The sequence below is a fragment of the Streptomyces sp. NRRL F-5755 genome, from assembly GCF_001279365.1.
Classification (GTDB): domain Bacteria; phylum Actinomycetota; class Actinomycetes; order Streptomycetales; family Streptomycetaceae; genus Streptomyces; species Streptomyces rimosus.
On record NZ_LGCW01000295.1, the window covers coordinates 294,641 to 320,456 of the forward strand.

20 protein-coding genes are annotated in these 25,816 nt (G+C 70.1%); 7 read left to right on the forward strand and 13 right to left on the reverse strand.

Annotated features, from left to right (window positions below):
- Positions 1-88 precede the first annotated feature (88 nt).
- Positions 89-2,074: a tetracycline resistance ribosomal protection protein Otr(A) gene (otr(A), locus tag ADK86_RS32455; protein WP_053699798.1), complete on the forward strand. Its 1,986-nt coding sequence runs from the start codon at positions 89-91 to the stop codon at positions 2,072-2,074.
- 58 nt (positions 2,075-2,132) lie between these two features.
- Here the strand turns inward: otr(A) and ADK86_RS32460 are convergent, their stop codons facing one another.
- Complete coding sequence (locus tag ADK86_RS32460) at positions 2,133-2,846, reverse strand: LuxR C-terminal-related transcriptional regulator (RefSeq protein WP_053699799.1); 714 nt, start codon at positions 2,844-2,846, stop codon at positions 2,133-2,135.
- A 625-nt stretch (positions 2,847-3,471) separates the two neighbouring features.
- Between ADK86_RS32460 and ADK86_RS32465 the strand changes: the two genes are divergently transcribed.
- Complete coding sequence (locus tag ADK86_RS32465) at positions 3,472-4,287, forward strand: SAM-dependent methyltransferase (protein WP_053699800.1); 816 nt, start codon at positions 3,472-3,474, stop codon at positions 4,285-4,287.
- Between the two features lie 10 nt (positions 4,288-4,297).
- Here the strand turns inward: ADK86_RS32465 and ADK86_RS32470 are convergent, their stop codons facing one another.
- Together ADK86_RS32470 and ADK86_RS32475 are read right to left on the reverse strand one after the other, a co-directional pair.
- Complete coding sequence (locus tag ADK86_RS32470; protein ID WP_053699801.1) at positions 4,298-5,203, reverse strand: helix-turn-helix domain-containing protein; 906 nt, start codon at positions 5,201-5,203, stop codon at positions 4,298-4,300.
- A 90-nt stretch (positions 5,204-5,293) separates the two neighbouring features.
- A complete protein-coding gene (locus tag ADK86_RS32475) occupies positions 5,294-5,536 on the reverse strand; it encodes a DUF397 domain-containing protein (protein ID WP_030181452.1) in 243 nt (80 codons plus the stop codon).
- 195 nt (positions 5,537-5,731) lie between these two features.
- Between ADK86_RS32475 and ADK86_RS32480 the strand changes: the two genes are divergently transcribed.
- Both ADK86_RS32480 and ADK86_RS32485 read left to right on the forward strand, forming a co-directional pair.
- Entirely contained in the window at positions 5,732-6,226 is a 495-nt protein-coding gene (locus ADK86_RS32480; protein ID WP_053699862.1) for an ATP-binding protein, read from the forward strand.
- Between the two features lie 79 nt (positions 6,227-6,305).
- Positions 6,306-6,899: a 3'-5' exonuclease gene (locus tag ADK86_RS32485; protein WP_053699802.1), complete on the forward strand. Its 594-nt coding sequence runs from the start codon at positions 6,306-6,308 to the stop codon at positions 6,897-6,899.
- A gap of 37 nt (positions 6,900-6,936) precedes the next feature.
- Here the strand turns inward: ADK86_RS32485 and ADK86_RS32490 are convergent, their stop codons facing one another.
- The 7 genes from ADK86_RS32490 to ADK86_RS32520 form a co-directional block, all read right to left on the reverse strand.
- Positions 6,937-8,442, reverse strand: coding sequence for a tryptophan 7-halogenase (locus tag ADK86_RS32490; RefSeq protein WP_053699803.1), 1,506 nt, complete (start codon positions 8,440-8,442; stop codon positions 6,937-6,939).
- Between the two features lie 42 nt (positions 8,443-8,484).
- Entirely contained in the window at positions 8,485-9,696 is a 1,212-nt protein-coding gene (locus ADK86_RS32495) for a cytochrome P450 (protein ID WP_053699804.1), read from the reverse strand.
- 323 nt (positions 9,697-10,019) lie between these two features.
- The gene (locus ADK86_RS32500) at positions 10,020-10,892 is read right to left on the reverse strand and encodes a geranyl diphosphate 2-C-methyltransferase (protein ID WP_053699805.1); all 873 of its coding nucleotides are present in this window, start codon (positions 10,890-10,892) and stop codon (positions 10,020-10,022) included.
- Positions 10,893-10,928: 36 nt separating this feature from the next.
- Entirely contained in the window at positions 10,929-11,996 is a 1,068-nt protein-coding gene (locus ADK86_RS32505) for a family 2 encapsulin nanocompartment cargo protein terpene cyclase (protein WP_053699806.1), read from the reverse strand.
- Positions 11,997-12,013: 17 nt separating this feature from the next.
- Entirely contained in the window at positions 12,014-13,456 is a 1,443-nt protein-coding gene (locus tag ADK86_RS32510) for a family 2B encapsulin nanocompartment shell protein (RefSeq protein ID WP_053699807.1), read from the reverse strand.
- Positions 13,457-13,856: 400 nt separating this feature from the next.
- The gene (locus ADK86_RS32515) at positions 13,857-14,300 is read right to left on the reverse strand and encodes a nitroreductase family deazaflavin-dependent oxidoreductase (protein WP_053699808.1); all 444 of its coding nucleotides are present in this window, start codon (positions 14,298-14,300) and stop codon (positions 13,857-13,859) included.
- Between the two features lie 135 nt (positions 14,301-14,435).
- Positions 14,436-14,957, reverse strand: a complete 522-nt coding sequence (locus ADK86_RS32520) for a DUF6790 family protein (RefSeq protein WP_053699809.1) — start codon at positions 14,955-14,957, stop codon at positions 14,436-14,438.
- A 57-nt stretch (positions 14,958-15,014) separates the two neighbouring features.
- Between ADK86_RS32520 and ADK86_RS32525 the strand changes: the two genes are divergently transcribed.
- Positions 15,015-15,488 carry a MarR family winged helix-turn-helix transcriptional regulator gene (locus ADK86_RS32525; protein ID WP_053699810.1) on the forward strand — a complete coding sequence of 158 codons (474 nt, stop codon included), beginning with the start codon at positions 15,015-15,017 and terminating at the stop codon, positions 15,486-15,488.
- Positions 15,489-16,413: 925 nt separating this feature from the next.
- On the opposite strand, the gene ADK86_RS32530 is transcribed toward ADK86_RS32525, so the two are convergent.
- Together ADK86_RS32530 and ADK86_RS32535 are read right to left on the reverse strand one after the other, a co-directional pair.
- The gene (locus ADK86_RS32530) at positions 16,414-17,355 is read right to left on the reverse strand and encodes a serine hydrolase (RefSeq protein WP_234346149.1); all 942 of its coding nucleotides are present in this window, start codon (positions 17,353-17,355) and stop codon (positions 16,414-16,416) included.
- Positions 17,356-17,665: 310 nt separating this feature from the next.
- Entirely contained in the window at positions 17,666-20,701 is a 3,036-nt protein-coding gene (locus tag ADK86_RS32535) for a helix-turn-helix transcriptional regulator (protein ID WP_078952403.1), read from the reverse strand.
- Between the two features lie 584 nt (positions 20,702-21,285).
- Between ADK86_RS32535 and ADK86_RS32540 the strand changes: the two genes are divergently transcribed.
- The gene (locus ADK86_RS32540) at positions 21,286-22,092 is read left to right on the forward strand and encodes an SDR family oxidoreductase (protein ID WP_053699812.1); all 807 of its coding nucleotides are present in this window, start codon (positions 21,286-21,288) and stop codon (positions 22,090-22,092) included.
- Positions 22,093-22,228: 136 nt separating this feature from the next.
- On the opposite strand, the gene gyrB is transcribed toward ADK86_RS32540, so the two are convergent.
- Positions 22,229-24,274, reverse strand: a complete 2,046-nt coding sequence (gyrB, locus tag ADK86_RS32545) for a DNA topoisomerase (ATP-hydrolyzing) subunit B (protein WP_053699813.1) — start codon at positions 24,272-24,274, stop codon at positions 22,229-22,231.
- Positions 24,275-25,000: 726 nt separating this feature from the next.
- Here gyrB and ADK86_RS32550 point away from each other — a divergent pair.
- A complete protein-coding gene (locus ADK86_RS32550) occupies positions 25,001-25,750 on the forward strand; it encodes a TetR/AcrR family transcriptional regulator (protein ID WP_053699814.1) in 750 nt (249 codons plus the stop codon).
- Positions 25,751-25,816: the final 66 nt, after the last annotated feature.

Here is a 25,816-nt window from a genome sequence, read left to right on the forward strand (position 1 = left end):
GTCAGAGAGGGCGGAACGATGCGGCAGGCGACCACGAATCCGGCAGGAAAGGTCCGCATCACGACGCAGAGGAATCCGAACCCCCTCCATGAACAAGCTGAATCTGGGCATCCTGGCCCACGTTGACGCCGGCAAGACCAGCCTCACCGAGCGCCTGCTGCACCGCACCGGAGTGATCGACGAGATCGGCAGCGTGGACGCCGGCACCACGACGACCGACTCGATGGAACTGGAGCGGCAGCGCGGCATCACCATCCGGTCCGCCGTGGCCTCGTTCATCCTGGACGATCTCAAGGTCAACCTCATCGACACCCCGGGGCACTCCGACTTCATCTCCGAGGTCGAGCGGGCGCTCGGGGTGCTCGACGGCGCGGTCCTGGTGGTCTCGGCCGTCGAGGGCGTCCAGCCGCAGACCCGCATCCTGATGCGGACCCTGCGCAGGCTGGGCATTCCCACGCTGGTCTTCGTCAACAAGATCGACCGGGGCGGCGCGCGCCCCGACGGTGTGCTGCGGGAGATCCGCGACCGGCTCACCCCCGCCGCGGTGGCACTGTCCGCCGTGACGGACGCCGGCACGCCGCGGGCCCGCGCGACCGCGCTCGGACCGGACACCGACCCGGACTTCGCCGTCCGGGTCGGTGAGCTGCTGGCCGACCACGACGACGCGTTCCTCACCGCCTACCTGGACGAGGAACACGTACTGACCGAGAAGGAGTACGCGGAGGAACTGGCCGCGCAGATCGCGCGCGGTCTGGTGCACCCGGTGTACTTCGGGTCCGCGCTGACCGGCGAGGGCCTGGACCATCTGGTGCACGGCATCCGGGAGTTGCTGCCGTCCGTGCACGCGTCGCAGGACGCGCCGCTGCGGGCCACCGTGTTCAAGGTGGACCGCGGCGCGCGCGGCGAGGCCGTCGCGTATCTGCGGCTGGTCTCCGGCACGCTGGGCACCCGCGATCCGGTGACGCTGCACCGCGTCGACCACACCGGCCGGGTCACCGAGCACGCCGGACGGATCACCGCGCTGCGGGTCTTCGAGCACGGATCGGCGACCAGCGAGACCCGGGCGACCGCCGGGGACATCGCGCAGGCGTGGGGCCTGAAGGACGTACGGGTCGGCGACCGGGCCGGACACCTCGACGGCCCCCCGCCGCGCAACTTCTTCGCCCCGCCCAGCCTGGAGACCGTGATCAGGCCGGAGCGTCCGGAGGAAGCCGGGCGGCTGCACGCCGCGCTGCGCATGCTGGACGAGCAGGACCCCTCGATCGACCTGCGGCAGGACGAGGAGAACGCGGCCGGCGCGGTGGTCCGCCTCTACGGGGAGGTGCAGAAGGAGATCCTCGGCAGCACGCTCGCGGAGTCCTTCGGCATACGGGTGCGCTTCGACCCGACCCGTACGGTCTGCATCGAGAAGCCCGTGGGGACGGGCGAGGCGCTGATCGAGCTGGACACGCGGACGCACAACTACTTCTGGGCGACCGTGGGTCTGCACGTCGGACCGGCCGAGCCGGGCGCGGGCATCACGTTCCGCCTGGCGGTGGAACTGGGCTCGCTCCCCCTGGCCTTCCACAAGGCCATCGAGGAGACGGTGCACACCACGCTGCGGCACGGTCTGTACGGCTGGCAGGTCACCGACTGCGCCGTCACCCTGACCCGTACCGGCTTCGCCAGTCCGGTCAGCGCGGCCGACGACTTCCGCAAGGCCACGCCGCTGGTCCTGATGGACGCGCTCCGGCAGGCCGGTACCGAAGTGCACGAGCCGGTCAGCTCCTTCGAACTGGAGGTGCCCGCCACCCGGCTCAGCCCGGTGCTGGCGAAACTCGCGGAGCTGGGCGCGACACCCGGCGTGCCCACGGCCGAGGGGGACGTCTTCCGCCTGGAGGGCACGATGCCGACCAGCCTCGTGCACGACTTCAACCAGCGGGTTCCCGGACTGACCCAGGGCGAGGGCGTGTTCCTGGCCGAGCACCGGGGCTACCGGCCGGCCACCGGACAGCCGCCCGTGCGGCCGCGGCCCGAGGGGCCCAACCCGCTCAACCGGGACGAGTACATCCTGCACGTGCTCAAGCGCGTGTGAACCGGCGCCGGACCGCACCCCGCGGCGGCTGTTCCGCCCGGGGCGCGGTCCGGTGGTCTCAGGTGCCGGCCTGCACCTGGAGGCGGACCTCAGGCCGTGGGTAGGGGCCGTCCTGCCGTGCGTACGGGCCGGTGTTCCGGGAGATTCCGAGGATCAGCATGGATTTCGCCTTGTTCACGGCATCGATCCGGGAAACCGCGCCCAGCTTTTCGAAAACATTGCTCAGATGGCGTTTCACGGTCGCTTCGGTGATGGTGAGCCGGGCAGCGATCTGGCTGTTGCTCAGCCCGCGCGCCACGTTCTCCATTATCTGGAGCTCGCGGGCGGAGAGACGCGCCGTGGAGGTGTGCGGCAGCGCCGCCATGCTTTCCTTTGGTACAGACATGAATATCTGCCCCGGATGACTGGTCACACTGCGGATGGCGGCGAGCACCTCGGCGCGCCGTAAATTCTTGGTCAGAAATCCGCTCACGCGCAGTTGCAGCGCCTGCTGAACGAGCGCCGGATGATGGAACGAGGTCAAAATGATGCACTGGGAACGCGGCGACACCCGGTGCATGGCTTCGACGCCGGAGACGACTCCGTACGGCTCCGATCCATCCAGCAGAATGACATCGGGGCGCAGCTCGCCGGCCATGTGCACCGCTGCCTCCCCGTTGGCCAGGCCGCCGACCACCTTGATGTCCGGCTGGGCGGCGAGCACGTCGCACAGCGTCTCCCTGAGCAGGGTCTGGTCGTCGACGACGAGGACGGTGATGACTTTGTTATCCATTCGCCCCTCCAGCACACAGAAACATTTCTGCATTCTTTGGTCGGACCCGCAGGAAAATTCGGCCGGGGCCGCCCTGACGGGACAATCGGAGAGGGGACGATCGAGGAGATGGCGAGTCGCACGGTCCATGCGAGCATCGGCACCGGAATGACGGAACCCAAAAGCTTCCCCCGTGTCACCAGAAGCACCCCCACGCACCCTTTTGGCGAGCAAAAGATTTCGCATACGCCATTTACAACAGTACAGGCCGGAGCGCAGACAGGGGCAAGCATACGCAGGTAAAAAGATCTTCCGTGCCGAATAAAGTAATGGCAAATACCACAAATAGGAACCTGTTTACACGGTGGTCCGTGGTATAAGTTGGCCGCTTCCCCGGGTGCGGCTGCCGGATGCACATTCGGCACCCCGGTGCGGCACATTAGGGCCGTTCGGCCCTTGCCGCCACACCGCGCTCCTGTTCCGGCGCGGCCGTCCGATGCCGCACCCGTTACGCGACGGAGTGCGCCCACACCCCTGCGACACCCGCCCGCGGCTGGGTATGTTGGACGCCTACCGGCACGCCCACCTGCCAGGAGAGCGGCCGGACCGGTGCCTCGGCGGGGTGCCCGAACGACGGGAGCAGCACATGAGTCAGGACGCGCGGCCACTGTCCGGCACCGTCGACGTCAGCATCCCGAGTGTGGCCCGGATGTACGACTACTACCTCGGTGGCAAGGACAACTACGCCGTGGACCGCGCGGCATGCGAGGAACTGGACAAGGTCGTGCCGAGCACCCGGATCCTGGCGGTCAACAACCGCCGGTTCCTGCGGCGGGTGGTCCGCTGGCTGGCGGAGGAACAGGGCGTACGGCAGTTCATCGACCACGGCTCCGGCCTGCCCACCCAGGACAACGTCCACGAGGTCGCCCAGCGCGTCGCCCCCGACGCCAGGGTGGTCTACATCGACAACGACCCCATCGTGCTGGCGCACGGCCGGGCGCTGCTGGAGGAGAACCGCAACACCGCGGTCATCCAGGCCGACATGCGCGACACCGACGGCATCCTGGGGCACCCCGAGGTGGAGCGGCTGATCGACTTCGAGCAGCCGGTGGCCGCGCTGTTCGTGTCCGTCCTGCACTGCATCCCCGACGAGGACGACCCCGCCGGCCTGGTCAGGCGGGTCGCGGAACGCCTGGTCCCCGGCAGTTTCCTGGTCGTGTGCCAGCTCGTCAGCGAGGACCGGGCCACCCGCGACTTCGTCACCGAGTTCATGCGCGTCAACACCCAGGGCCAGTGGGGACGGGTGCGCACGGCCGCCGAACTCGCGTCCTTCCTGGACGGCCTGGAGATCCTCGAACCGGGCCTGGTGGAGGTCTCGACCTGGAAGCCGGACGCGGACATCGGCCCCCGGCAGCTCACCCAGGAGTGGATCGAGTACGGCGGGGTGGCCCGCAAGGGTTAGGGGCCGGCGCTCAGTCCTGTTCCGCGTCCTTGGTCAGCTGCTCCAGGATGGCCTGGCTCGCCCGGGGCGATTCGGCCTGGGCGCTGAGCCGGTCCATCACGGCGAGGTAGTGGTCCACGTCGTCGCGCTTGTCCAGGTAGAGCGCGCTGGTCAGCTGCTCCAGGTAGACGATGTCGGGCAGGTCCGGCTCCTGGAAGCGCAGGATCGTGATCGGGCCGCCCGCCGCCGCGTGTCCGCCGAGGTGGAACGGGGCGATCTGTACGGTGACGTGGGGCAGGCGCGTCAGCTCCAGCAGGTGCCGCACCTGCTCCGCCATCACGCCGGGGCCGCTGAGCGGGCGCCGCAGGGACGCCTCGTCGATCACCGCCCACAGCCGCGGCGCGCCGGGCGCGGTGAGCAGCGCCTGCCGTCGCAGCCGCAGTTCCACCCGGCGTGCGACCTCCCGCTCGGAGAGGTTCCCGAGCCGGCACACCGCGCGGGCGTAATCCGCCGTCTGCAACAGGCCGGGGATGAACTGCACTTCGTAGGTGCGGATGACGGAGGCGGCCTCCTCCAGGCCGATGAGCGTCTCGAACCAGCCCGGCAGGACATCGCTGTACTGGTGCCACCACCCGGGCGTGCTGGTCCCGCGGGCCAGCGTCAGGAATTCGGCGCGCTCGGTCTCGTCCGTGACCTGGTACAGCGTCAGCAGGTCGGCCACGTCGCGCTCCTTGCAGCCGACGCGGCCCAGTTCCAGGCGGCTGATCTTGGCGTGCGAGCCGCGGATGGCGTCCCCGGCGGCCTCGCGGGTGATGCCCGCCGCCTCCCGCAGCCGGCGCAGCTGCGTGCCCAGAATGATCCGCAGCACCGTCGGACCGCCCCGGGGGTGCTCGATGTGCGGGCGCGGCGGCGGGATGCGCCCTGGCTGCGCGATCATGCTGGCTCCCGTGTCGGTAGGGCGAACGCCCAGTGTTCCATCGCGTGCACGGTTCGTACAGCCGTGGTAACTATCCGGCCGACATATGCGTCAGCCGAGCCCGGCCAGGTCGTCGAAATCCCCGTCCTTGGCCCCTTGGACGAAGGCCGCGATCTCGTCACGGGTATAGATCAGCGCCGGCCCCCCGGTATCCCGGGAGTTGCGCACCGCCACCCCTCCGTCGGTGAGAACGGCCAGCTCAACGCAGTTGCCGTTGGGATTGCTGCGACGGCTTTTGCGCCACACCGCACCGTCGATAGCGCGGGCGCATATGCCGTTGGGCCATGACTCCATTTGGTTCTCCCCTTGCCGGAGGTGTGCCTGCGACCGGTACGGACCCGTGCGCGTATGGCGCGAAACAGGCGCCGCACGGCCGTTCTTACCGATGCACTTGCAGATGTACTTGCAGCGGAAGACAGCCGACCGCGATAGTAACCCTCCCCCAACAGCGCGGCCCAGCCCCCGACATGCCCCATGGCGGAGATCGTGATGACGACACATCCGGCACCGACCGTGCACGACGTCCTCCACGCGGAGCCGGGTCAGGACCGGCACTTCGCCGTGTGTGCGCTCAGCGGGGCCTACCGCACCCTCGCGGAAGCCCGCCGCTTCACCGCCACCACCCTCGAAGACTGGGGCATCCACGCATCGGTCGTCGCGGACGCCACCCTGGTGGTCTCCGAACTCGTCAGCAACGCCCTGCGCCACGCCGCTCCCGTGCGTACGGCCGCCGAAGGACCCGCGTCGGACGTGCCGTGCGTGGCCTGGCTGGCACTGGCGCACGAGGACTCCGGCATCCTGTGCGCCGTCTCCGACTCCAGCCCTACGGCTCCCGCCCTCGCGCCCCCGCAACCCTGCGCGGACAGCGGCCGGGGCTTGCGGATCGTCGACCGGATCAGCGAGTCCTGGGGCTGGACCCCTCCGGACGCCCTGGGCAAGACGGTCTGGGCCCAGCTCCCGGCATCCGGGACCGCCGGTGAGTAGCCGCCCTGAGAGCGGCCCGCTCCCGCCATGGGAACGGGCGGGCAGCGGAATTCGCCCGCTCCGGAACGGAGAAACCGGTGTGTCGGAATTCATCGTGTTCGACCTGGAGTTCACGTCATGGCCGGGCTCCCTCGAACAGGACTGGTCGGCACCGGGACAGCTCCGGGAGATCGTGCAGATCGGGGCCTTGCGCCTGAACGACGACTGCTCCGTCGTAGAGGAGTACGAAGCACTGGTCCGGCCACTGGCCAACCCTCAGCTGTCGCGCTATTTCACCGACCTGACCGGGATAACGCAGGAGGACGTGGACCAAAGAGGCCGCGCTCCGGCGGAAGCGCTCGGCGACTTCCTGGGCTTCTGCCGGGGGCTGCCGGTCCTCTCCTACGGCAACGACATGGTCGTCCTGGGGGAGAACGTCGGGTGGGCGCGGGCCCGTGGCGACGAGGTGAAGAACGGCTTCCTCTCCGCCACGTTCCTCAACATCCGGCCCTGGCTGAACTCCATCGCCCCGGAAACAGCGGACGCCAATGTGGGCCGCCTGTGGGACGTACTGAACCTCCCCAAGCCCGCCGCGGGCAAGGAACACTCGGCTCTGTTCGACTGCTATTCCTTCACCGCATCTCTCAAATACCTGCATGCCATGGGACATTGGCTGCCCACGGGTTTCCTGTGAACGCCCCGGGAAGCGCTCTCCCGGGCGGGGCGGCGGGTCACGGCGTGCCGCCGGGAGGCTCCCCGGCGGGCTCCGCCCAGTGCATGCCGTCCGCGGTGGCGACCAGGCCGCCGGGGAACTGCGGAGTCTTCTCCGCGAAGTCGCCGCGGGCGACTCCTTGTCCGGCGAGCGCGTCGCTCTGGGCGAAGGTCTCGGCGAGCATCGGGCTCTCGTCCCACGGGTCGCCGGCCGGGTCCGCCTGATAGCCGTCGGCGGTCTCGTCCAGCACCCGTGAGGCGGTCGCGAGGCGGCCGGTGAGCTGGTCAGCGTCGATGAGCGCCCGGTCGCCCGAGGCCAGGCCGCCGACCAGGTTGATGAAGGAGGCCAGCGCGCCCGCTTGCCCGCCGGTCACCTTGTGCGCCTGCCAGAAGTAGGTGTCCTTGGGGGCCTGCATGCTGTAGAAGGCGGCGAGGAAGTCGTGGAAGACGGTGTATTCGCGCCGGTAGCGCGCCTCGAATTCCCCGAAGGCCCGCCCCTCGTCCATGCCGGCGCCCAGCACGCTGTTGACCGACCGGGCCGTGAGCATGGCGGAGTAGGTCGCGAGGTGCACGCCCGAGGAGAAGACGGGGTCGATGAAGCACGCGGCGTCGCCGACCAGCGCCACGCCCGGCGCCCAGAACCGGGTGTTGCAGTAGGAGTAGTCCTTGCGGACCCGCACCCTGCCGTACGTCCCCTCGGTGACGCGCCGCGCGTCCGCCAGGTGGTCCCGGACCAGCGCGCACTGGTCCACCAGCTTGGCCAGCGCCTGTTCGGGGTTCCCCTGTACCTGGTCGGCGTGTTCGCGGTTGACGACGGCGCCGACGCTGGTGAGGCGGTCGGTCAGCGGGATGTACCAGAACCAGCCGGTGTCGAAGGCGGCGCACAGGATGTTGCCCTGGTTCGGCGGCGGCAGCCGGCGTCCCCCTTCGAAGTAGCCGAAGACCGCGATGTTGCGGAAGAACGGGGAGTACACCCGCCGGCCGCCGGCCGCGGTGTGCAGGCGGCCGGTGTTGCCGGAGGCGTCGATGACGTAGCGGGCGCGGACCTCGGCTTCCGTGCCCTCCGGGCTGCGGTAGGTCAGGCCGGTGACGCGGCCGTCGTGGTGGTGGACGGCGCGTACGGCGCATTCTTCGCGTACGTCGGCGCCCACCCGCCCGGCGTGCTTCAGCAGTAGTGCGTCGAACCGCATCCGCTCCACCTGATAGGCGTAGCCCCCGGTCTCGCCGAGCCCGGGGGCGTCCGCGAAGGAGAATGTCCACGTTTCCGGCGCCGAGCCCCAGCGGAAGGTGCCGCCGCGCTTGCGCATGAAGCCGGCTTCGTGCAGTTCCTCCTCCACTCCCAGGAGGCGCCCGATGCCATGGATGGTCGACGGGAGGAGGGATTCCCCGATCTGGTAGCGCGGGAAGCGTTCCCGTTCCAGCAGCAGTACGCGGTGTCCGGCCATGGCGATCAGGGCGGCGGCTGTCGACCCGCCGGGTCCGCCGCCGACCACGACGGCATCGAACTCCTCGGAGGATGCGGGCATGTTCGGCTTCCTTTCGTGGTCGCGTGCGAGCGGGCGGGACGGTCACCACGTCACCGGGAGGGTGAGCGGGGACCGGATGGGTGAGTGGTCTTCCCAGGCCGGGGGCTCTCCGGTCAGGCGGAGCCGGGGCAGGCGGTCCAGCAGTGCTTCCAGGCCCACGCTCATCTGCGCACGGGCCAGGTGGGCGCCGATGCAGTTGTGCGGGCCGCGGCCGAATGCCAGATGTGGATTGGACGACCGGTCCAGCAGCAGCCGGTCCGCCGCCGGGAAGACGCGCTCGTCGCGGTTGGCCGCGGCCAGGACGGGCAATACGGCCTCGCCGGCACGTACGGTCCGCCCGTGCAGCGCGACATCCTGCTGGGCCTGGAGGACGATGACGCCGTTCTGTACGGGGAGGAAGCGCAGCAGCTCTTCCACGGCGGCCGGCAGCAGCGCGCGGTCGCGCAGCAAGCGCGCGTACCGCTCCGGCTCGGACAGCAGGGCCAGCGCGGCATTGGCCAGGAACATGGTGGTGGTGCGGTACCCGGCCACCAGCATCGACAGTCCGAAGGCCAGCACGCTCTCCCGGTCCACCGCGCCACGGTCACAGGCGCGGACCAGCACGCTGAGGATGTCGTCGCCCGGTGTACGGCCGAGGCGGTCGAGCAGCGACTCCATGTAGGCGCGCAGCTGGTGGGTGGCCTCGCGGCCTTCCGGCAGGGTGATCAGCGCGCCGAGCGCGGCATCGGCCGGCGGGAGGAAGAAGTCGCGGTCGTCGTACGGGATGCCCACCAGCTCGCATGTCACCAGCAGCGGGAAGGGTTCGCAGAAGCCGCTCACCAGGTCGCCGGGAGGCCCGGTGGTGGTGAATTGCTCCAGCAGGTGGCCGGCGGCGGCACGGAGGGCGGGCCGTCGCCGCCGTACGGCACGGACGCTGAACGGCCGTGCCAGCGCTTGGCGCAGGGCCGCGTGCCGGGGGCCTTCGAGTTCCATCATGGTGAGCAGGCCAGGACCGCGGTCGGCATCCGGGCCGGGCGGCCAGTCCTCGATGGTCGGCCGGACGAACCGGTCGTCGGCGAGCAGATCGCGTACGTCGTCGTAGCGCGTGGCGTACCACGCCGGAGCGCCGAACGGGGTGGCGACCTTGGCCAGTGGGCACTCGCGGCGCAGCCGCGGATACTGCGGCGGCGGCCCCATGCTGCCCGGCGGGGGCATCGGGAACGGCTGGGGATCTTCCTCGGGTCCGGTGGCGGCCGTGTCGGACGGGTGCGGCATCGGTTCACCGCCTCGCGCAGGGTGGTCTCGTTGCGACCGACGGCTGCTCCCGTGCTTCCGGCCGTCGTTCCCGGACGACCGCCCCGGAAGGCAACGGCACCACCTCGGCTACCGGAACAGTGCCCGGAAGCCGGCGGCGGAACCGGCGGCGCGCGGAAACTCACCGGCGCCGGTGAACAAGGCGTGCGCGGCGCGCGCCGTTGGCCCGCGTACGCCCCGGGACGTGCGACGGCGCGAACGTCGCGCCGCCGGTGGTCCGGCCCGGAGCGCGCAGACCCCGCCGGACGGCACACGGCCGGCCCGGCGGGGCGCCGGAACGTTCCTCAGATCCGGTCGGCGGCGATCAGCAGATACTGGAAGCTGCCGTTGCGGTACGCGGCCAGAAAGGTTTCCTCAATGCCGGTGACCAGGTGGTCGGCCTGGCTGCGCAGTTCCCAGTACGGGATGGTGGCCGCGGTGAGGTCCTGGACGTGCACGGGGACCAGCCGGTGGCGGGCCATCGCGCGGAAGTACGCCGACCGCGGATGGATGTCGCAGATGTAGTGGGCGTTGATCAGGGACACCTCGCGGGAGGCGCGCCCGTAGGCGTCGTTGTAGCAGCCGGTGATCACCACATAGCGCCCGCCGCGCCGCAGCAGCCGCGCGTGCTCGGCGAACAGCAGGTCCAGCTCGACGTACATGGTCGACTCGTTGTTCCAGGACGCCGCGTACGCGCCGGTGGCGAAGCCGGTGTCGAGCATGTTGCGGTGGTGGTAGCGCACCTTGTCGTCGATGCCGCGCTTGCGGGCCTGCTCGTTGGCGAAGTCGGCCTGCTTGGCGGAGATGGTGGCCCCGTCGGTGTGGCAGCCGTGGCGCAGATGCGCGACCACGCTGCCGCCGCCGCGTCCGCACCCGGCGTCGAAGACGCGGTCGGTGGGCGACAGCGCGCCGAGGTGGGAGACGAGCAGTTCGGCCTGGGCGTGTTCGAGCCGGTGCAGTTCGCCGGTGATGCGTTCGCGGCGCCGGACGGGGTCCGGCTCGTCCAGCACGGACCGGTCGGCGTCCCCGATGCCGTAGTGGTGGTGATACAGGTCGTCGATCTTGCCGAGTTCCAGATTGACCGGGTTCTCCTCGGTGTTCCAGTACTCGGCGACGCGCGCCTGGTACGTGGACTGGGTCGGCATGGGGCGTGCGGTGGGGACGTGCGCAGTGGTCAACGTGACTCCTTGCCGTGGTGCAGGATCCGGATCGGCCTACCAGTAGTTGGGCAGGTGGTAGCGGTCGGAGTTGGTGGCGTGCCACTCGTGGTTGCCGGCCACCCAGTCGGACAGGCTCCGGGTGTACCGCTCGACGAGCGGGGAGGTCCCGGCCAGCTCGGCCGCCTCCGTCTCGTACGCCTCCATGATCTGGTTGTGGATATCGACGCTCTTCAGATACGCGGCCTTCAGACCGCACCGGTCGTTGGCGGCGACCACCTGGGGCAGGTTCAGGTGGTCCGGGTCGCTCGCCAGCTCCTTGGTGAAGGAGTACAGGTCGTTGACGATGGTCGTGGCGTTGCAGGCCAGGGCGGTGATCCGCTGGATCTCCGGGCGGGCGTACACGGCCTCGGGCAGCTCGTAGCCGTCCACGGCGTCGACGATCGACAGGCAGGGGCGGAAGTTGTTGAACTGCCGCATCACCAGGTACTCCCCCACGCGCGGCATGTGCCGCGTCTCCGCCCAGGACGCCTCGGCGAGATAGCCGAGGTGCAGCCGGGCCATGTCGTGGACGAACCGGACGGTCTGGCTGGGGGTGGCGAGGGCCGCGTAGTCCTTCAGGGCCCAGTAGTACGAGCGCAGGGGCCCGTCGGCCTGCACACCCTGGCGCCACTCCTCCTCCGTCTCAGGGGTGCCGTGGAACGGATCGAGAGCCGACTGCGCGATGATCAGGCGGCCGCCCAGACCACGGCGTGCGCCGCCTTTGCCCTCGTCCTCCTCGCAGTAGCAGCTGTCGACGATGTTCTCGGCCAGCAGCAGCTTGCCCGCGGCGGTGAGGCGTTCCAGGTCGGCCGCTGCGGGGTGTTGCAGGACGACGGCCCGGCCGAACTGGAAGTCGGTGAAGTCGCCCGACCACTTCGCGGGGAACAGGTCCAGCTGACGGGCCCACTCCTCCAGCCTGCGGTCGATCTCCGCGGCCTTCTCCGGGTCGGCCGGGGCGACGGGCCGGTACCTCAGCCCCGGGACGGCACCACCGCGCCGGGTCGGCCGGGCGCGGGCGAGGCTTGGCGGGCCGGGCAGCTTGAACGCGGTGGCGGTTTCGGTGGCGGGTGTGGGTGTGGTCATGATCCGTACTCCACGGGTCAGTCGGCGGTGCGCCCGAGCTGGACGTTCTCCAGGACACCGGCCGCGTCCGGCACGAGGATGGCCAACGAGTAGTAGGCGGTGACGAGGTAGTTGATGACGGCGGCCTGGTCGATGCCCATGAACCGGACGTTCAGGCCGGGCTGGTGCTCCTCGGGAAGACCGGTCTGGTACAGGCCCACGACGCCCTGGTCGGCCTCTCCGGTACGCAGCGCGATGATGCTGCTCGTGTGCGTCTCGCTGATGGGGATCTTGCCGCACGGAAAGATCGGCACCCCGCGCCAGGCCGGGACCTGGTGCCCGTTGACGTCCGCCGTCCCCGGAACCAGGCCGCGCTTGTTGCACTGCCGGAAGAACGCGGCGATCGCCTTGGGGTGGGCCAGGAACAGCCGCGTCTTGCGGCGCATGGACAGCAGCTCGTCCATGTCGTCGGGGGTGGGCGGGCCGGTATACGTACTGATCCGCTGCCCGTAATCGACGTTGTGCAGCAGCCCGAACTCCCGGTTGTTCACCATCTCCCACTCCTGGCGCTCGCGGATCTCCTCCACGGTGAGCCGGAGTTGCTGCTGCGTCTGGTCCATGGGCTCGTTGTAAAGATCGGCGACCCGGGAATGCACACGCAGCACGCTCTGTGTCAGGGAGAGTTCGTATTCCCGCGGGGTGAGGTCGTAGTCGACGTAGCCGCCGGACAGTGTCGGCTCGCCGACGTGTCCCGCCTGCACCGGTACGTCCGCCTCGCCGCGGCGGTTCATCGGACGCCGCTGCCGCTCCGCGTACGCGGTGAAGTGCGCGGCCAGGGACGGCACGCGATCGGTGAACTCCCGGATCACGTCCCAGGGCAGCGCCAGCAGGACACCCGCGGTCTCGGCCCGGACCGACGTCAGCCACCGCGGGTCGGGCCGCCCGATCGCCTCGTCCCCCATCTGGTCGCCGTCCGTGACGACACCGACGACCTCCTCCTCGCCGTACTTGCCGGCCGCGTAACGGGCGAACCGGCCGTGCACCACGAGATACGCCTCGGTGGCGGGCTGCCCCGCCTCGAAGAGAACCTGCCCGGCCCGCACCTCCCGGACCCGGAAGCGCCCGGCGAGCTCCTTCAGGACCTCGGTGTCGGCATACCCGCGAAGGGCGGGCAGTTCGGTGAGCGTCCGGGGAATCACCTTGATGTCGTCCGCGCCGTTGTGCTCGAACTCCACGCGCCCCCGCCCGATACGCAGTTGCAGGCGCCGGTTGACCCGGTAGGTGCCGCCCTTGACGTCCACCCACGGCAGCGCTTTCAGCAGCCATCGTGAGGTGATGGCCTGCATCTGGGGTTCGGTCTTGGTGGTGGTCGCCAGTTGGCGCGCGGCCTGCGTACTCAGGCTGGTGAGCGCGCCGTCCGCGGGCGGCTCGTGAATGCTTTCTGCTACGGCGGAACCGGGGACACGGTCCGGTACGGGCACATTTCCTCCGAAAGGTGAACAGGAGTGAGGCGAACGGCCGTTGGTGAACAAGAGGGCCGTGTGCAGCCATAAGCGAAACAGGTGACAGCGCGACGCCGGTACGGCGCGAAAGGGGGCGCCTTTGCGTTCAGGAGGCCTAAACATTGGATGGTTGTCATTGGGGAGCGCGCGGGGGTTGGGTGCGCCCCCTGGGGGTGGGGGCGAGGAGTGGGCCGCAATTCCCGTACCCGCACCGGTGCTTGGCGGCCTGGCGGAGGGCCTGCGTCCCCTTTCGTTTGAAGCGCCGTGCGCATCCGCTGGCATCCGATGCCGTGGTCGCGGGTGAGGGCGGCGATCGAGCTGCCCTCACCCGCCACTCGGTCAGACGCAGATACCCCGTCTCATGAGACCGCCCGGCCCATCACATGCCCGGTTCCAGCACGAAGACGGGGATCACGCGGTCGGTCTTCTCCTGGTATTCGGCGTACATCGGAAACGCCGCGACCGCGCGCTCCCACCACTCGGCCTTCTCTTCCCCCACGACCTCACGGGCCGTCATGTCCTGCCGTACGGCCCCGTCCTGGAGTTCCACGTGCGGGTCGGACTTGAGGTTGAAGTACCAGACCGGGTGGCGCGGGAAGCCGCCCTTCGAGGCCACGGCCGCGTACCGCCCCTCGTGCTCCACGCGCATCAGCGGGACCTTGCGAAGCCTGCCGCTCTTCGCGCCGCGTGTCGTGAGAATGACGACGGGCAGGCCCGTGTCCCAGAGCGTCGTCCCCCGCGTGCCGCCCGAACTCTCGTACAACTCGACCTGGTCGCGCACCCACTGCGCCGGACTCGGCTCGTATACGCCCTCAAGAGGCATCGCGGACCCCTCATCGTCGCTTGCGGATTGTGTGGCGCAGTTCAGCACAAGCCCTGCGCGGAGGCGAGACCGTCGTTCTCGCTCCGCCGGCAACTCGTCCGGCCGAACTCGGCGGCGGGCTGCGGAGAAACGCGGTCAGACGGCCGGGCGGGCGGCGTGCCCCGGGCCGGCGCGGCGGATGTCCCGGGTGGCCAGGGCGATCATGACGGCGGGGATGAGAAGGTCGTTGGCCAGGATGCCACCCGTGTTGCCGGCGGCGTGGTCGCCGTTGGCGAACCACTGGTGGACGTGGCCGATCGCGGCTCCCCACAGGAACGCGGCGGCCGCCAGCCCGCTCGTGAGGCGCTCGCGGGGCGACGCGGACGCGCCGCGGAAGCCCAGCACGGCGAGGCCGAGGTTGGCGAAGGCGATCTCGAACTGGAACGGCGAGCGGGCGAAGCCGATGGTGTCGGCCATGGCGTCCGGGACCGCCAGGAACGCGAACGTGATCCACAGGCTTCCGATGCCGAGGGCGCCGACGGCCCACCAGCGCTGCCAGATCTCCGCCGCCGGCCGGCCGGGGGCGCGGCGGCGGCAGCTCAGCAGCGCTCCGAGGGCGGGCACCAGCATGAAGAGGAGCGGGAACGCGGTCTGAACGGCGTAAGGGAGAGTGTTCATGAGCTTGAGTGTTGCATGGTTAATATTAACAGGGCAAGCATCCGGTAGGGTGGGCGCATGGACGAAGGACTGGCAGAGCTCCTGCACCGCGTGGTCATGCTGATGGGCGAGGCGGCCCGGCGCCGCTCCGGCCCGGACCAGCGTCTCTCCCCGAGCCAGCTGCGCCTGCTGGGCACCCTTGAGGAGATCCAGCCCGCCACCCAGCACCAGCTCGCCGAGGCCCTGGCCGTATCCGACCCCGCCATCAGCCGCGCCCTGCGCCCGCTGGAGGCGGAGGGGTACGTAACGATCAGTGTCGACCCCGCCCACCGGCGCCGACGCCTGGTCGCCCTCACGCCGACGGGCCAGGCCACCTTCCTGGCCGAGGGCAAGCCCTTGGAGGAAGAACTCCGCACCGCCCTCCTCAAGGCCGACTTCCCCTACGAGCGCTACCTCGCGGACACCCACCGGCTCGCCGCGCTGCTGACGCCCACGGAGCCACGGCGCGCAGCCACGGCCCGGAAAGCGAACGGCACATCGGAAACGGATTGAGCGGGGCCGGCTCCCCCACCGCGCCGCCGCGCTGCCGAGGCCGGACCGGTCAACAGCGTCAGCGCAGTAGCACCACGAGACAGCGTCGCCCCGACCACGAGATTTCGTCCGGAGCCGGAATTCTGAGATCCGGTCTTAAGAATTCGCGTTACGGTGGCTCACCGGCAGGCGAAAACACCCCGCAGCCAACCGGAACGGGCCCGATCGGGCCCGAGAGACGGGCCAAAGACCCAGGGCCCTTTCCTGTGTCCTACGAGGACGGGATTGCTCGGCGGCCATGGCCGCTTCGACCGCCAGGGAATTGATGCGACCGGCGAGTGTGCAGGGCGACGTGTCCAGCACACGGTAGGGGGACGCCATGCTCCGAACTGTTTGCCTGATGCTGGCCATAGGTGTGCTGGCGACGGCAGCCGGGCTGGTGCCGCAACTGCTCGCCCGTGAAATCGGCACCGGACCAGCGCTACGGACCTCGCTCGTCACCGCGCCGCCCGGCCATCGGAAGCCGGCACCTGCCGGCTGCCATCACCGCATGGCCCCACACCAGGCACCGCCCGCGCCCGCCCGTTGCCGTCCTGCCGCCTGCGGTCAGCACCCGCGGCCCCACACCTGCGCCGCGCCGACAGGCTCCGGCAACGCAGCACACCGGTGCCGCTATCTGGTCCGCAACCGCTGACCGCCCCCGAACCGGCGGCCCCCGGCTCCATCCCACCCTCCGGCCGGGGGCCGCCACCACAACACAAGCGCTACGAGTCCACCCGTACCGGCGTCGCCGTGGCGTATGGACCTGCCGCTCACCATCACCGCAACTGGCCGCCTACGACCGGGTGTTCCCACCTCCGTCCCCCGCTGCGCGCCCACAGCGGGCGAGCCGGAACGCCCACGGCGCTCCGGCCCCACGCGCCCCTGCGGCGCTCAACCTGACGTTTCAGCCCGCCACGGGCGGCTGGGCGGACGGCTTGGCGGCCGCGGGAGCCGGGCCGCTCGGGTTGTAGGCTTCCGTCCCGGGATAAACGTCTCGATATATAGCGCGCGATATGGTCTCTATCGTCTCGATGCCGTAATTCATCCCGTCCTCTGCCGGGCGCCCTACCGGAACCCGGTTGTTCTCGGTGAGGACGACCAGCCCCGAGTCGTAGCCCTTCCCCGCGAGGACGGCCATGCTGTTCACCTTCCAGTCCCCCTTGTCGAATTCCGGGACGTCGGGATTCCTGCTGCGCTGCAGCCAGCCGTTCTTCACCTGGATCACGGCGTCGGCCGGAGCGCCGGCGGTGGCTCCCCAGCGCTGGTCGCTCTGTACCTGCCGCATGAGGTCGAGCGCGTAGGAGCGGGCTTTGGCGCCGAGGACCGAGTTGTCGTTGCCGGACAGCAGGCGCAGCAGCTTGGCCTGGTCGTTCGCGGTGACCTGGGTCAGGCCCCAGTTCCCCTCTTTGTCGGGGACCGTTTCCCGCATCCCGGCCTTGTCGAGGAATGCCTGGACCTTGACCGGGTCCGGCTTCTTCGGGTCCTTCAGATCGGACAGCTGCCTCCACAGGGCGGTTGCGGCACCGTTGTCCGAAGCGGTGATCATTTTGCGGGTGAGGGCGCCTTCCGCCTCGGTGAGGGTTCCGCCCTTCTGGTACAGCAGCGCGCCGAGAATGATGGTCTTCACCACGCTGGCCGAGTCGTACTGTTTGTCAGGGTCGAAAGTGCACTGGGTGGCGGTGGGCCGGTCGTAGAAGGAGAGCGATGCCATGCTCTTGCGGCCGGCCAGCGCCTTGGCTATGTCGTCCGCCAGTTTCCGGGCCAGTTCGGGATTCTTCGACGTGCAGTGCACCGTCGGTCCGGCTGTTGCGGCTTGGTGCCCCGCGGCGGACGGCGTGGCCGCCACGGCCGGTCCTGCGGTCACTCCGGCTCCCACGACCGCTACGGCGCAAACGGACAACCATCTCATGTCTGACTACTTTTCTCTCGGGGCGCCGGAGCGCTCGTGAACGGGCGGCCCGGTTTACGGGTCAACGCCTCGCGGATACGGACCAGTTATGTCATGCAGTGACAGCGAAGGGAACTGCGGGAAGGGAACACCAGGGTAATTTCCATGTACGGGCCGTGGACGGCCGGGGGCCACGAGAAAACGCGGCAGAGAACCACGAGAAACCGTCGTGGACGCGGACTTCGGGGACAGGCCGTGAGGACGCGGGTCAGGCCGCGGGAGCCGGTCCTTGGCCACGCGGACCGGTCAACGCCGCCATTTCGGCGGCCAATTCAGGACGCCCGCCAATACCGAGCTTGCGGTAGGTCGCGGTGAGATGGGTCTCCACGGTCCGCAGGGACACGAAGAGGTACTGGGCGATTTCCTTGTTGCTCATCCCCGCGGCTGCCAGTACGGCGACGCGTTCCTCGCCCGCGGTCAGCGTGCCGCCGCCGTCCGCCTCCCGGCCGGTGACCCGGCCTCCCGCGTCGTGCAGCCGCTGCTGTACGCGGCCCGCCAGCCGGAAGGCTCCGCACCGGGCCGCTATGCCCCTCGCGCGGCGCAGCGCCTTGCGTGCGCCGGACTTGTCATCGCGGCGCAGCAGCGCACCCGCGAAGGCGTGCAGGGCCCGGGCGAGTTCCAGGCGCGCGGGGGTGCGCTCCAGGACGCTGATCGCCTCGGCGAGCAATTCCGTACTCCGCTCGGTTTCGGCCGCGTTCGCGGTGGCCACCAGGGCCACGCCGACGGCCCTCGGTATCCGGCATTCCCGTGCGAGCTCCAGTTCCTGTTCGGCCAGGTTCCGGGCGGCTCGCGTATCGCCCAGCAGGAGCCTGACGCCGGCGGTCCGCGATCGCCAGGGAACGATGGCCGGGTTGACGATGCCGGCCGTTTCGAAGTGGTGGCTGCTCTCCCGCAGCAGGGCCAGGGCACTGCGCGGGTCGCCCTGGGCGCTGCGCAGCGTGGCCAGGCTCATCAGCAACCGCGGCCCTTCCCAGGAGGTCTCCGCCAAGGCTGCCGCGCAGTAGCCCGCGGCGGTCCGCTCGGCCGCCTGGAGGTCGTCCTGTTCGACCAGCGTGTCGATCGTGATGATGTCCAGCGTCGTGCGGCAGGGGGAGTCGGCCGTGGCACCGGCTCTCTCGGACACGGTGCGTACCACGGTGGCGGCCTGGGCGATGTTCCCTCTGCGCAGGGCGATGGCGGCGCAGTAGATGAGCAGGTAGGTGGCCAGGAGGTCTCTGCCGCTGTCCTGTGTCTCGCGCAGCAGGCGGGTGCACAGGTCGTCTGCCTCGTCGAGACGGTCCAGGTACAGGAGGGACTGACCGACGAAGGAGTGCAGAGGGAACAGGCTGTGGGAGAAGGCGGGCAGGCTGGCCCGGGCCTGGTCCACCAGCGCGGTGACCTCTTCGGCCGGGCGGCCCGCGCGTAGGGCGGTGAAGGCGCGGATGGCGAGCAGCTGGCGCTCACCGAGGGTGCCGCCGCCCAGCACGCCGTCGGGCCCAGCGCCCGGCTCGGGATGTGGAACGGCACCGGAGGCGGCGTCGGGCGCGGCGGAGGAAGCGGCGAACACCGTACGCGCCGCAGGGTGCTCGCACTCCAGCCACTCGATCAACGCCTGGGTACGCAGCAGAAGTTCCCGGTCGCCGCTCATGGTGCTGTTGCGGGCGGTCAGCTCGGCGCTCAGCCGCTGGAGGCCGAGCCGGCCGCTGAGGCTGCCCGGCGACAACAGGTGCGAGTACGCCAGGATGCCGAGGGCCGCGCACCGGGCGGACTCGTCGGTGAGGCCCTCCAGTGCAGCCGAACCGTACGAGGCGGCGAGCGCGGTGTCGTAGTAACTCGCGGCGTCCGCCAGGTGAAGAAGGACCTGCGCGTGTTCGGCGGGCGCGGCCGGCTGGAAGAGAGCGTGCCGCAGGTAGGCGACGGCCGTCTCGGCGGCGCCGCGGCGCAAAGCCTCGTCGGCGGCCCGGTGCAGGACGGCCAGGGCCCAGCTGCCGGCCAGGGGCCCGGCGGCCGTGATGTGGGCGGCCGTCTCCTCGGCAGGGCGCCCGCTCAGGTGCAGGACCTGGGCCGCCCGCGCGTGCGCCGTACCGACCTCCTGGGGACTCCACTGCGTCAGCACGGCCTCGCGGACCACAGGGTGGACGAACCGCAGGTCGTCGCCCTCGCGCAGCAGCCCGAGGGAACGCAGTTGCCGCTCGGCCGAGCGGAGTACGGCTTGGCCGGTGCCGCAGTACGCCGCGAGCAGCGCCCGTGGCGTACCGTCGCCCAGGATCGCGATACCCCGCGCCAGCTCGGCCATGATCGAAGAACCCCGGCCCAGCCAGTGCCCGATTTCGGGCACAAGCGCGGAGAGACTCAGACACTCGATCTTGTCGCGGTCCTCGCGGGTGGGCCGCAGACCGGCGCTCCGGGCGTCGCCCAGTAGGGCGCGCAGGAATAGGGGGTGTCCCTGTGTGGCGGCGTGGCAGGCGGCGCAGAAGGACTCGTCCGGGCGGGGTACGCCGAACTCGGCCGCCACCAGGCCCTCCACATCCGCCGGGGCGAGCGGCCGCAGCGTGAGGGTGCGGCAGGTGGCGGGATGAACCAGGTCGGTGAACGGGGCGACGGCAGCCGGGCGTTCACCGGTACGCGTGGTGACGGCCACCAAAACCGGGTAGGCGTCCGTACGGTTGACCAGGTGCGCCAGCCATCGCAGCGACAGCGGATCGGCCCACTGGAGATCATCGATCGCCAGTAGCAGCGGATGCTCCTGGGCCAGCCGCAGCACCATGCGGTCCAGGCCCGCCAGTACCTCGACGGTGCCTTCCGGAGCCAACCCGCCTTCCTCTCCCCCGGATTCCTCCTCGGGCTCCTCGGGGCCCAGCAGACGCGCCACCGCCTCCCCCGTACCGGCCAGCAGCGCCTGGCGCTCCGCCGCACCGGCCCTGGCGAGCAGCGGGCGCAGCAGCCGCCGGGCCGTACCAAAGGCAACGTCGCGCTGGAGCAGGCAGCAGCGCGTCCGCAGGACGCGGAAGTCGGGGATCGTGTCCAGCCAGTGGTGAAGCAGCGCGGACTTGCCCATTCCGGCGCTCCCCTCCAACTGCACGGCCCGCGCCCGCCCCGCCAGCGCCTCGTGTGCCACCGCGTCCAGGGCAGCCAGCTCGTCCGCGCGCCCGGCCGGTATGAGTGGGTGCGCACCGTGCGCGGGACCGCTCCGCCGCGCGGGCACGCCGTACGGGTCGTACGGTCCGCCGCGGCCTGCCGCCTCGCCCCGCCCGTCGTCGTTCATGTCGTTCTGCTTCCGTCGTTCCACACGCCTGAAGGAATTCGCTCCCTGAGAGGCGCGAAAGGCAAGCCGGTACGGCTGGCGGGACATTCAAGGAAAGCTGCACGCAGCGGGGTGGCTCTCAAGCGTGAACGCTTGCGCCCACTCGGGCAGATGCATCAGGACTTCTCCACCGGCAGGACATAATCGACCGGAGCCAGATTCCGGCGGTCCGGTACGGCCGCGGTGCGGCACGGACGTCCCCACCGGACAGACGCGGCGTTTCGTGGCGTCCACCTCCCCGTGTACCGGACGCGCTGGGTTTCCCCCGAAACCGGGATGCTCTTCGTCGCTTCCCTTCGGCCGGACGCGAACGCCGTTGGGCGCCGACCCGACCCGAATCGGACCGTAGCAAACAGTTTTAAGAGCTTTCTAAGAACCCGCGGGCCCGATGCCGGCCGGCCCGGCGCGGTGTCTCGGAACCATTCGCCTAGGTGCGGCGCCACGGCAGAAAGGCGGCAAAGGAGTGAACTCCCCCATCCCACGGACCCACCGCCCGCCGAGTAAGTGATTGACGGCCCAGTGCTGTTCGGGAACGATTCCGGACCGTGACGACGAATACCGACCACGATGAACCCGCCCGTGAACAACAAGGCCCTCCCGCCGGCCGTCCGCTCGCCCTGATCACCGGCGTGGGACGCACGGCCGGTATCGGCGCGGGCATCGCCCGCCGGTTGGCCGCTTCGGGCTGGAACATCGCCTTCACCTATTGGGCCCCCTATGACGACCGCATGAGCTGGGGCAGAGAGCCTGGCGCGTCCGAAGTCATCAGCCGAGCTCTCGTTGAACAGGGTGCGTCCACCATCGCGATCGAGGCGGATCTCGCCGACCCCGGTACCGCGGCGCGCATATTCGACGAGGTCGAGCAGCGGATGGGCGGTGTCACCGCACTGGTGATGTGCCATTGCGAGTCTGTCGACTCCGGGCTGCTCGACACCACCGTCGAGAGTTTCGACCGGCACTTCGCTGTCAACGCGCGCGCCACCTGGTTGCTCATCCGCGAGTTCGGCCGCCGTTTCGCCGCGGAACGAGGCACCGGCCGGATCATCAGCCTCACCAGTGATCACACGGTCGGCAATCTGCCCTACGGGGCGAGCAAGGGAGCCCTGGACCGCATCACCCTGGCCGCCGCGCATGAACTCGCCCACCTCGGGGTGACCGCCAACGCGATCGATCCCGGACCGGTCGACACCGGCTGGATGACCGAGGAAGTCCGGGAGCACTGCATCCGCAGTAGCCCGCTCGGCCGGCTGGGCACTCCTCGGGACACCGCGCACCTGGTGGATTTCCTGTGTTCCAGGGAAGGTGAGTGGATCAACGGTCAGCTGCTGATGAGCAACGGCGGCCTCGCGTAGATTCGTTGGTCAACGGGCCGGGGAACGTACTCACGCAGTGCTCTCTTCAGCTGCGGACGGGCAAGGGCGGGACGCCCAGGCCGCAGGCGCGGCCTGGGCGAGTGGACGGCGCGGGCGCGTGGACGTTCCGGCGCCGTCAGATGTCGAGGAAGCGGACGTCCTTGGCGTTGCGCTGGATGAAGGAGCGCCGGGCCTCGACGTCCTCGCCCATCAGGACGGAGAAGAGCGCGTCGGCGACGGCCGCGTCGTCGACGGTGACCTGGCCCAGCACGCGGTGCTCCTGGTCCATGGTCGTGATGCGCAGCTCCTCGGCGTTCATCTCGCCCAGGCCCTTGAACCGCTGGATGGAGTCGTCCCTGACCCGGCGGCCGTCCTGCCGGCCCCGTTCCAGGAGTACGTCGCGTTCGCGGTCGGAGTATGCGTACTCCACGTGGTCCCGGCCCCACTGGATCTTGTAGAGCGGCGGTCGGGAGAGGTAGACGTGCCCGGCCTCGATCAGCGGCCGCATGAAGCGGAAGAGGAAGGTGAGCAGCAGGGTGTTGATGTGCTGGCCGTCGACATCGGCGTCCGCCATCAGAATGATCTTGTGATAGCGGAGCTTCCCGATCTCGAAGTCCTCGTGCACGCCCGTGCCGAACGCGGAGATCATCGCCTGGACCTCCTGATTGTGCAGGATCTTGTCGATACGGGCCTTCTCGACGTTGAGGATCTTGCCGCGGATGGGAAGGATCGCCTGGTACCGCGGGTCGCGGCCGGACTTGGCCGAGCCACCGGCCGAGTCGCCCTCGACGATGAAGATCTCGCTCTTCGCCGGATCGCCGGACTGGCAGTCCGACAGCTTGCCCGGCAGGGCCGCCGACTCCAGCAAGCCCTTGCGGCGGGTCAGATCACGGGCCTTACGGGCCGCCAGCCGGGCGGTGGCCGCCTGCGTCGCCTTGCGGACGATCTCGGCCGCCTCATTGGGGTTGCTGTCGAACCAGTCCGTCAGATGCTCGTGCACGACCTTCTGTACGAACGTCCTGACCTCGCCGTTGCCCAGCTTCGTCTTGGTCTGGCCCTCGAACTGCGGCTCCCCCAGCTTGACCGAGATGATCGCCGTCAGGCCCTCACGGATGTCCTCGCCCGTGAGGTTGCCGTCCTTCTCCCGCAGCAGCTTCTTCTCGCGCGCGTACCGGTTGACGACCGTGGTCAGCGCCGTACGGAAGCCCTCCTCGTGGGTGCCGCCCTCATGGGTGCGGATGGTGTTGGCGTAGGAGTAGACACTGTCCGCGAACTGGCTGTTCCACTGCAGCGCGACCTCCACCGACAGCAGCCGCCCGGTGTCCTCGGCGGCGATGGAGACGACGGAGGGGTGGACCGGCTCACCCTTGCGGGCGTTGAGGCAGGCGACGAAGTCGGTGATGCCTCCGTCGTAGCGGTAGGAGACCGTCTTCGCAGCCCGCTCCCCCGCGGAGTCCGGGCCCGCTTCGTCGGCCGCGACCGTCGCGCGGGCCGACGCACGCTCGTCGGTGAGGGTCAGGGTCAGCCCCCGGTTGAGGAAGGCCATCTCCTGGAACCGCCTGGCCAGCGTCTCGAAGGAGTACTCGGTGGTCTCGAAGATGCCGCCGTCCGCCCAGAACGTCAGGGACGTGCCCGTCTTCGAGGTGGCCTCGTGGCGGGCCAGCGGCGCGACCGGCGCCCCGCCCTTGTACTCCTGGGTCCACCGGTGGCCGTCGGTCCAGATCTCCGCCGACAGCCTGGTCGAGAGCGCGTTGACCACCGACAGGCCCACCCCGTGCAGACCGCCGGAGACCGCGTACCCGCCGCCCCCGAACTTGCCGCCCGCGTGCAGCACCGTCAGTACGACTTCCAAAGCCGGCTTCTTCTCCACCGGGTGCATGCCCACCGGGATGCCGCGCCCGTTGTCGGTCACCCGTACACCGCCGTCGGCCAGCACCGTCACATCGATCCGGTCGGCCACCCCGGCCAGCGCCTCGTCGACGGAGTTGTCCACGATCTCCTGCACCAGGTGGTGCAGCCCCCGCTCGCCCGTGGAGCCGATGTACATGCCGGGCCGTTTGCGTACGGCGTCGAGCCCGTCCAGGACGGTGATCGCGGTGGCGTCGTACGCGGCAGACCCGGCATGGCCGTTCTGCTCGGCGCCGGAGATGTCGGAGGCGGCGTGAGTGCCGGAAGTCGTCACAATGCTCTCTTTTCGGGCATGGCAAACCGCGCCCCCGCACCCCATGGCGCGAGAGCGGCCGGATCGCTGGACGGAAATCGCGTTGCGGGCAGACCGAAGAAGACCCCCGGGGCCCACAGATCCCGAGGCCGGGAAGGCGACGAGACGCCGTCCAGAATACGGAAAGCCCGACGCGAACCCAGGGCGAGAAGACGCCCAGGCAGCCACCTCGCCACCGTTCAGCCCGCAAGCCAATCCCCCCTGCATGCGAACCGGGAAAACCCCGGAGAGTGGCATACGGAGGCTTTCCAGGCGCTTTGGCGCATCGGGCTACAGAGGCTTTTTCGAGCGTGGCACTCCGCGGTCGAAAGTCGGCTGCTCGGGGTACGCGACGACCCGCCGCCCGCAGTGGTCAACGATGGCCGGCCGGGCTGGCCGGGTGCCTGCCCGGCCGGAAGGGAACGCCCAGAGAATGCGGCCCCGCGCATGCGACCTCGCGCGCGTGGACCCGCCGGGGAGTGGCTGGGGAGAAAGGACTGCGTGGCGCGGCACCACACCGCAAGGCGCTGAAAGCCCGGTCGGCGCAGGCCAAGGGCGTGCCACCGGCATCGCAGCCGCCCGGGTCGGACGATCCCCCGCGTCGCCCGACCCGGGCAGCTCGGCCGGAGTCCTGGCCGCGTCGGGGCGGACATCCGGAGACCTGCTGAGTATATTGGCTCCCAGCCAGTCAACGCAGGAGTTAACAGCATGTCCCCCCGCAGCCCCTCGGTCAATGAAGAGTTGCGGCGGCGTTCCCGGGAGCGCTTGTTGCAGGCGACCGTCGAGCTGGTGGACGAGCGCGGGTATGAAGCGACGACGCTCGGGGACATCGCCTGCCGTGCCGGTTCGGCGCGCGGGCTGATCTCGTACTACTTCCCGGGCAAGCGGCAGCTGTTGCAGTCCGCCGTGCACCGGCTGATGCACCACTCGCTGCAGGCGGCGCTGGAGCGCGAGCCCGTGCCGACGGGTGAGGATGCGGGCCGGGAGCGGCTGGCACGGGCGATCGACGCGATCCTGGGGCTGGCGCAGGAGCGTCCGCTGCTGATGCGTACGCACATGGCCGGGATCCTGACGGCGGAAGGTTTCATCCAGTGCCCCGAGCAGCAGCGGCTGGCGTTCCTGCTGCGTGACACGGTCGAGCGGTACGGCTCGAAGGACCCGGACACCGACTACCGGCTGCTGCGGGCGTTGCTGATGGGGTCGGTGGTGGCGGTGCTGCTGCCCGGGGCGCCGATGCCGGCCGCGCGGTTGCGGGCCGAGCTGTTCCAGCGGTACGGCCTCGACTGGGAGCTGGGCGTGCCGCCGAACGAAGGCCCGGAACCGCCGCTGGAGGGCCCGCCTCCGCTCCTGAACACCAGCCCGGAGGGGCCCACGCCGCTGCCCGGCCCGGCCTCGGCCGGTCCTTCCACGCCACCCGGCCCGTCACCGGCCGATTCGCCTGCCGCGGCGGAAGGCTAGATCCGTAAGAGACGGGGAGCCTGTGCCGCTCCCCCGCCGGACTCCACCCGCCCGACGCCCCCGGCA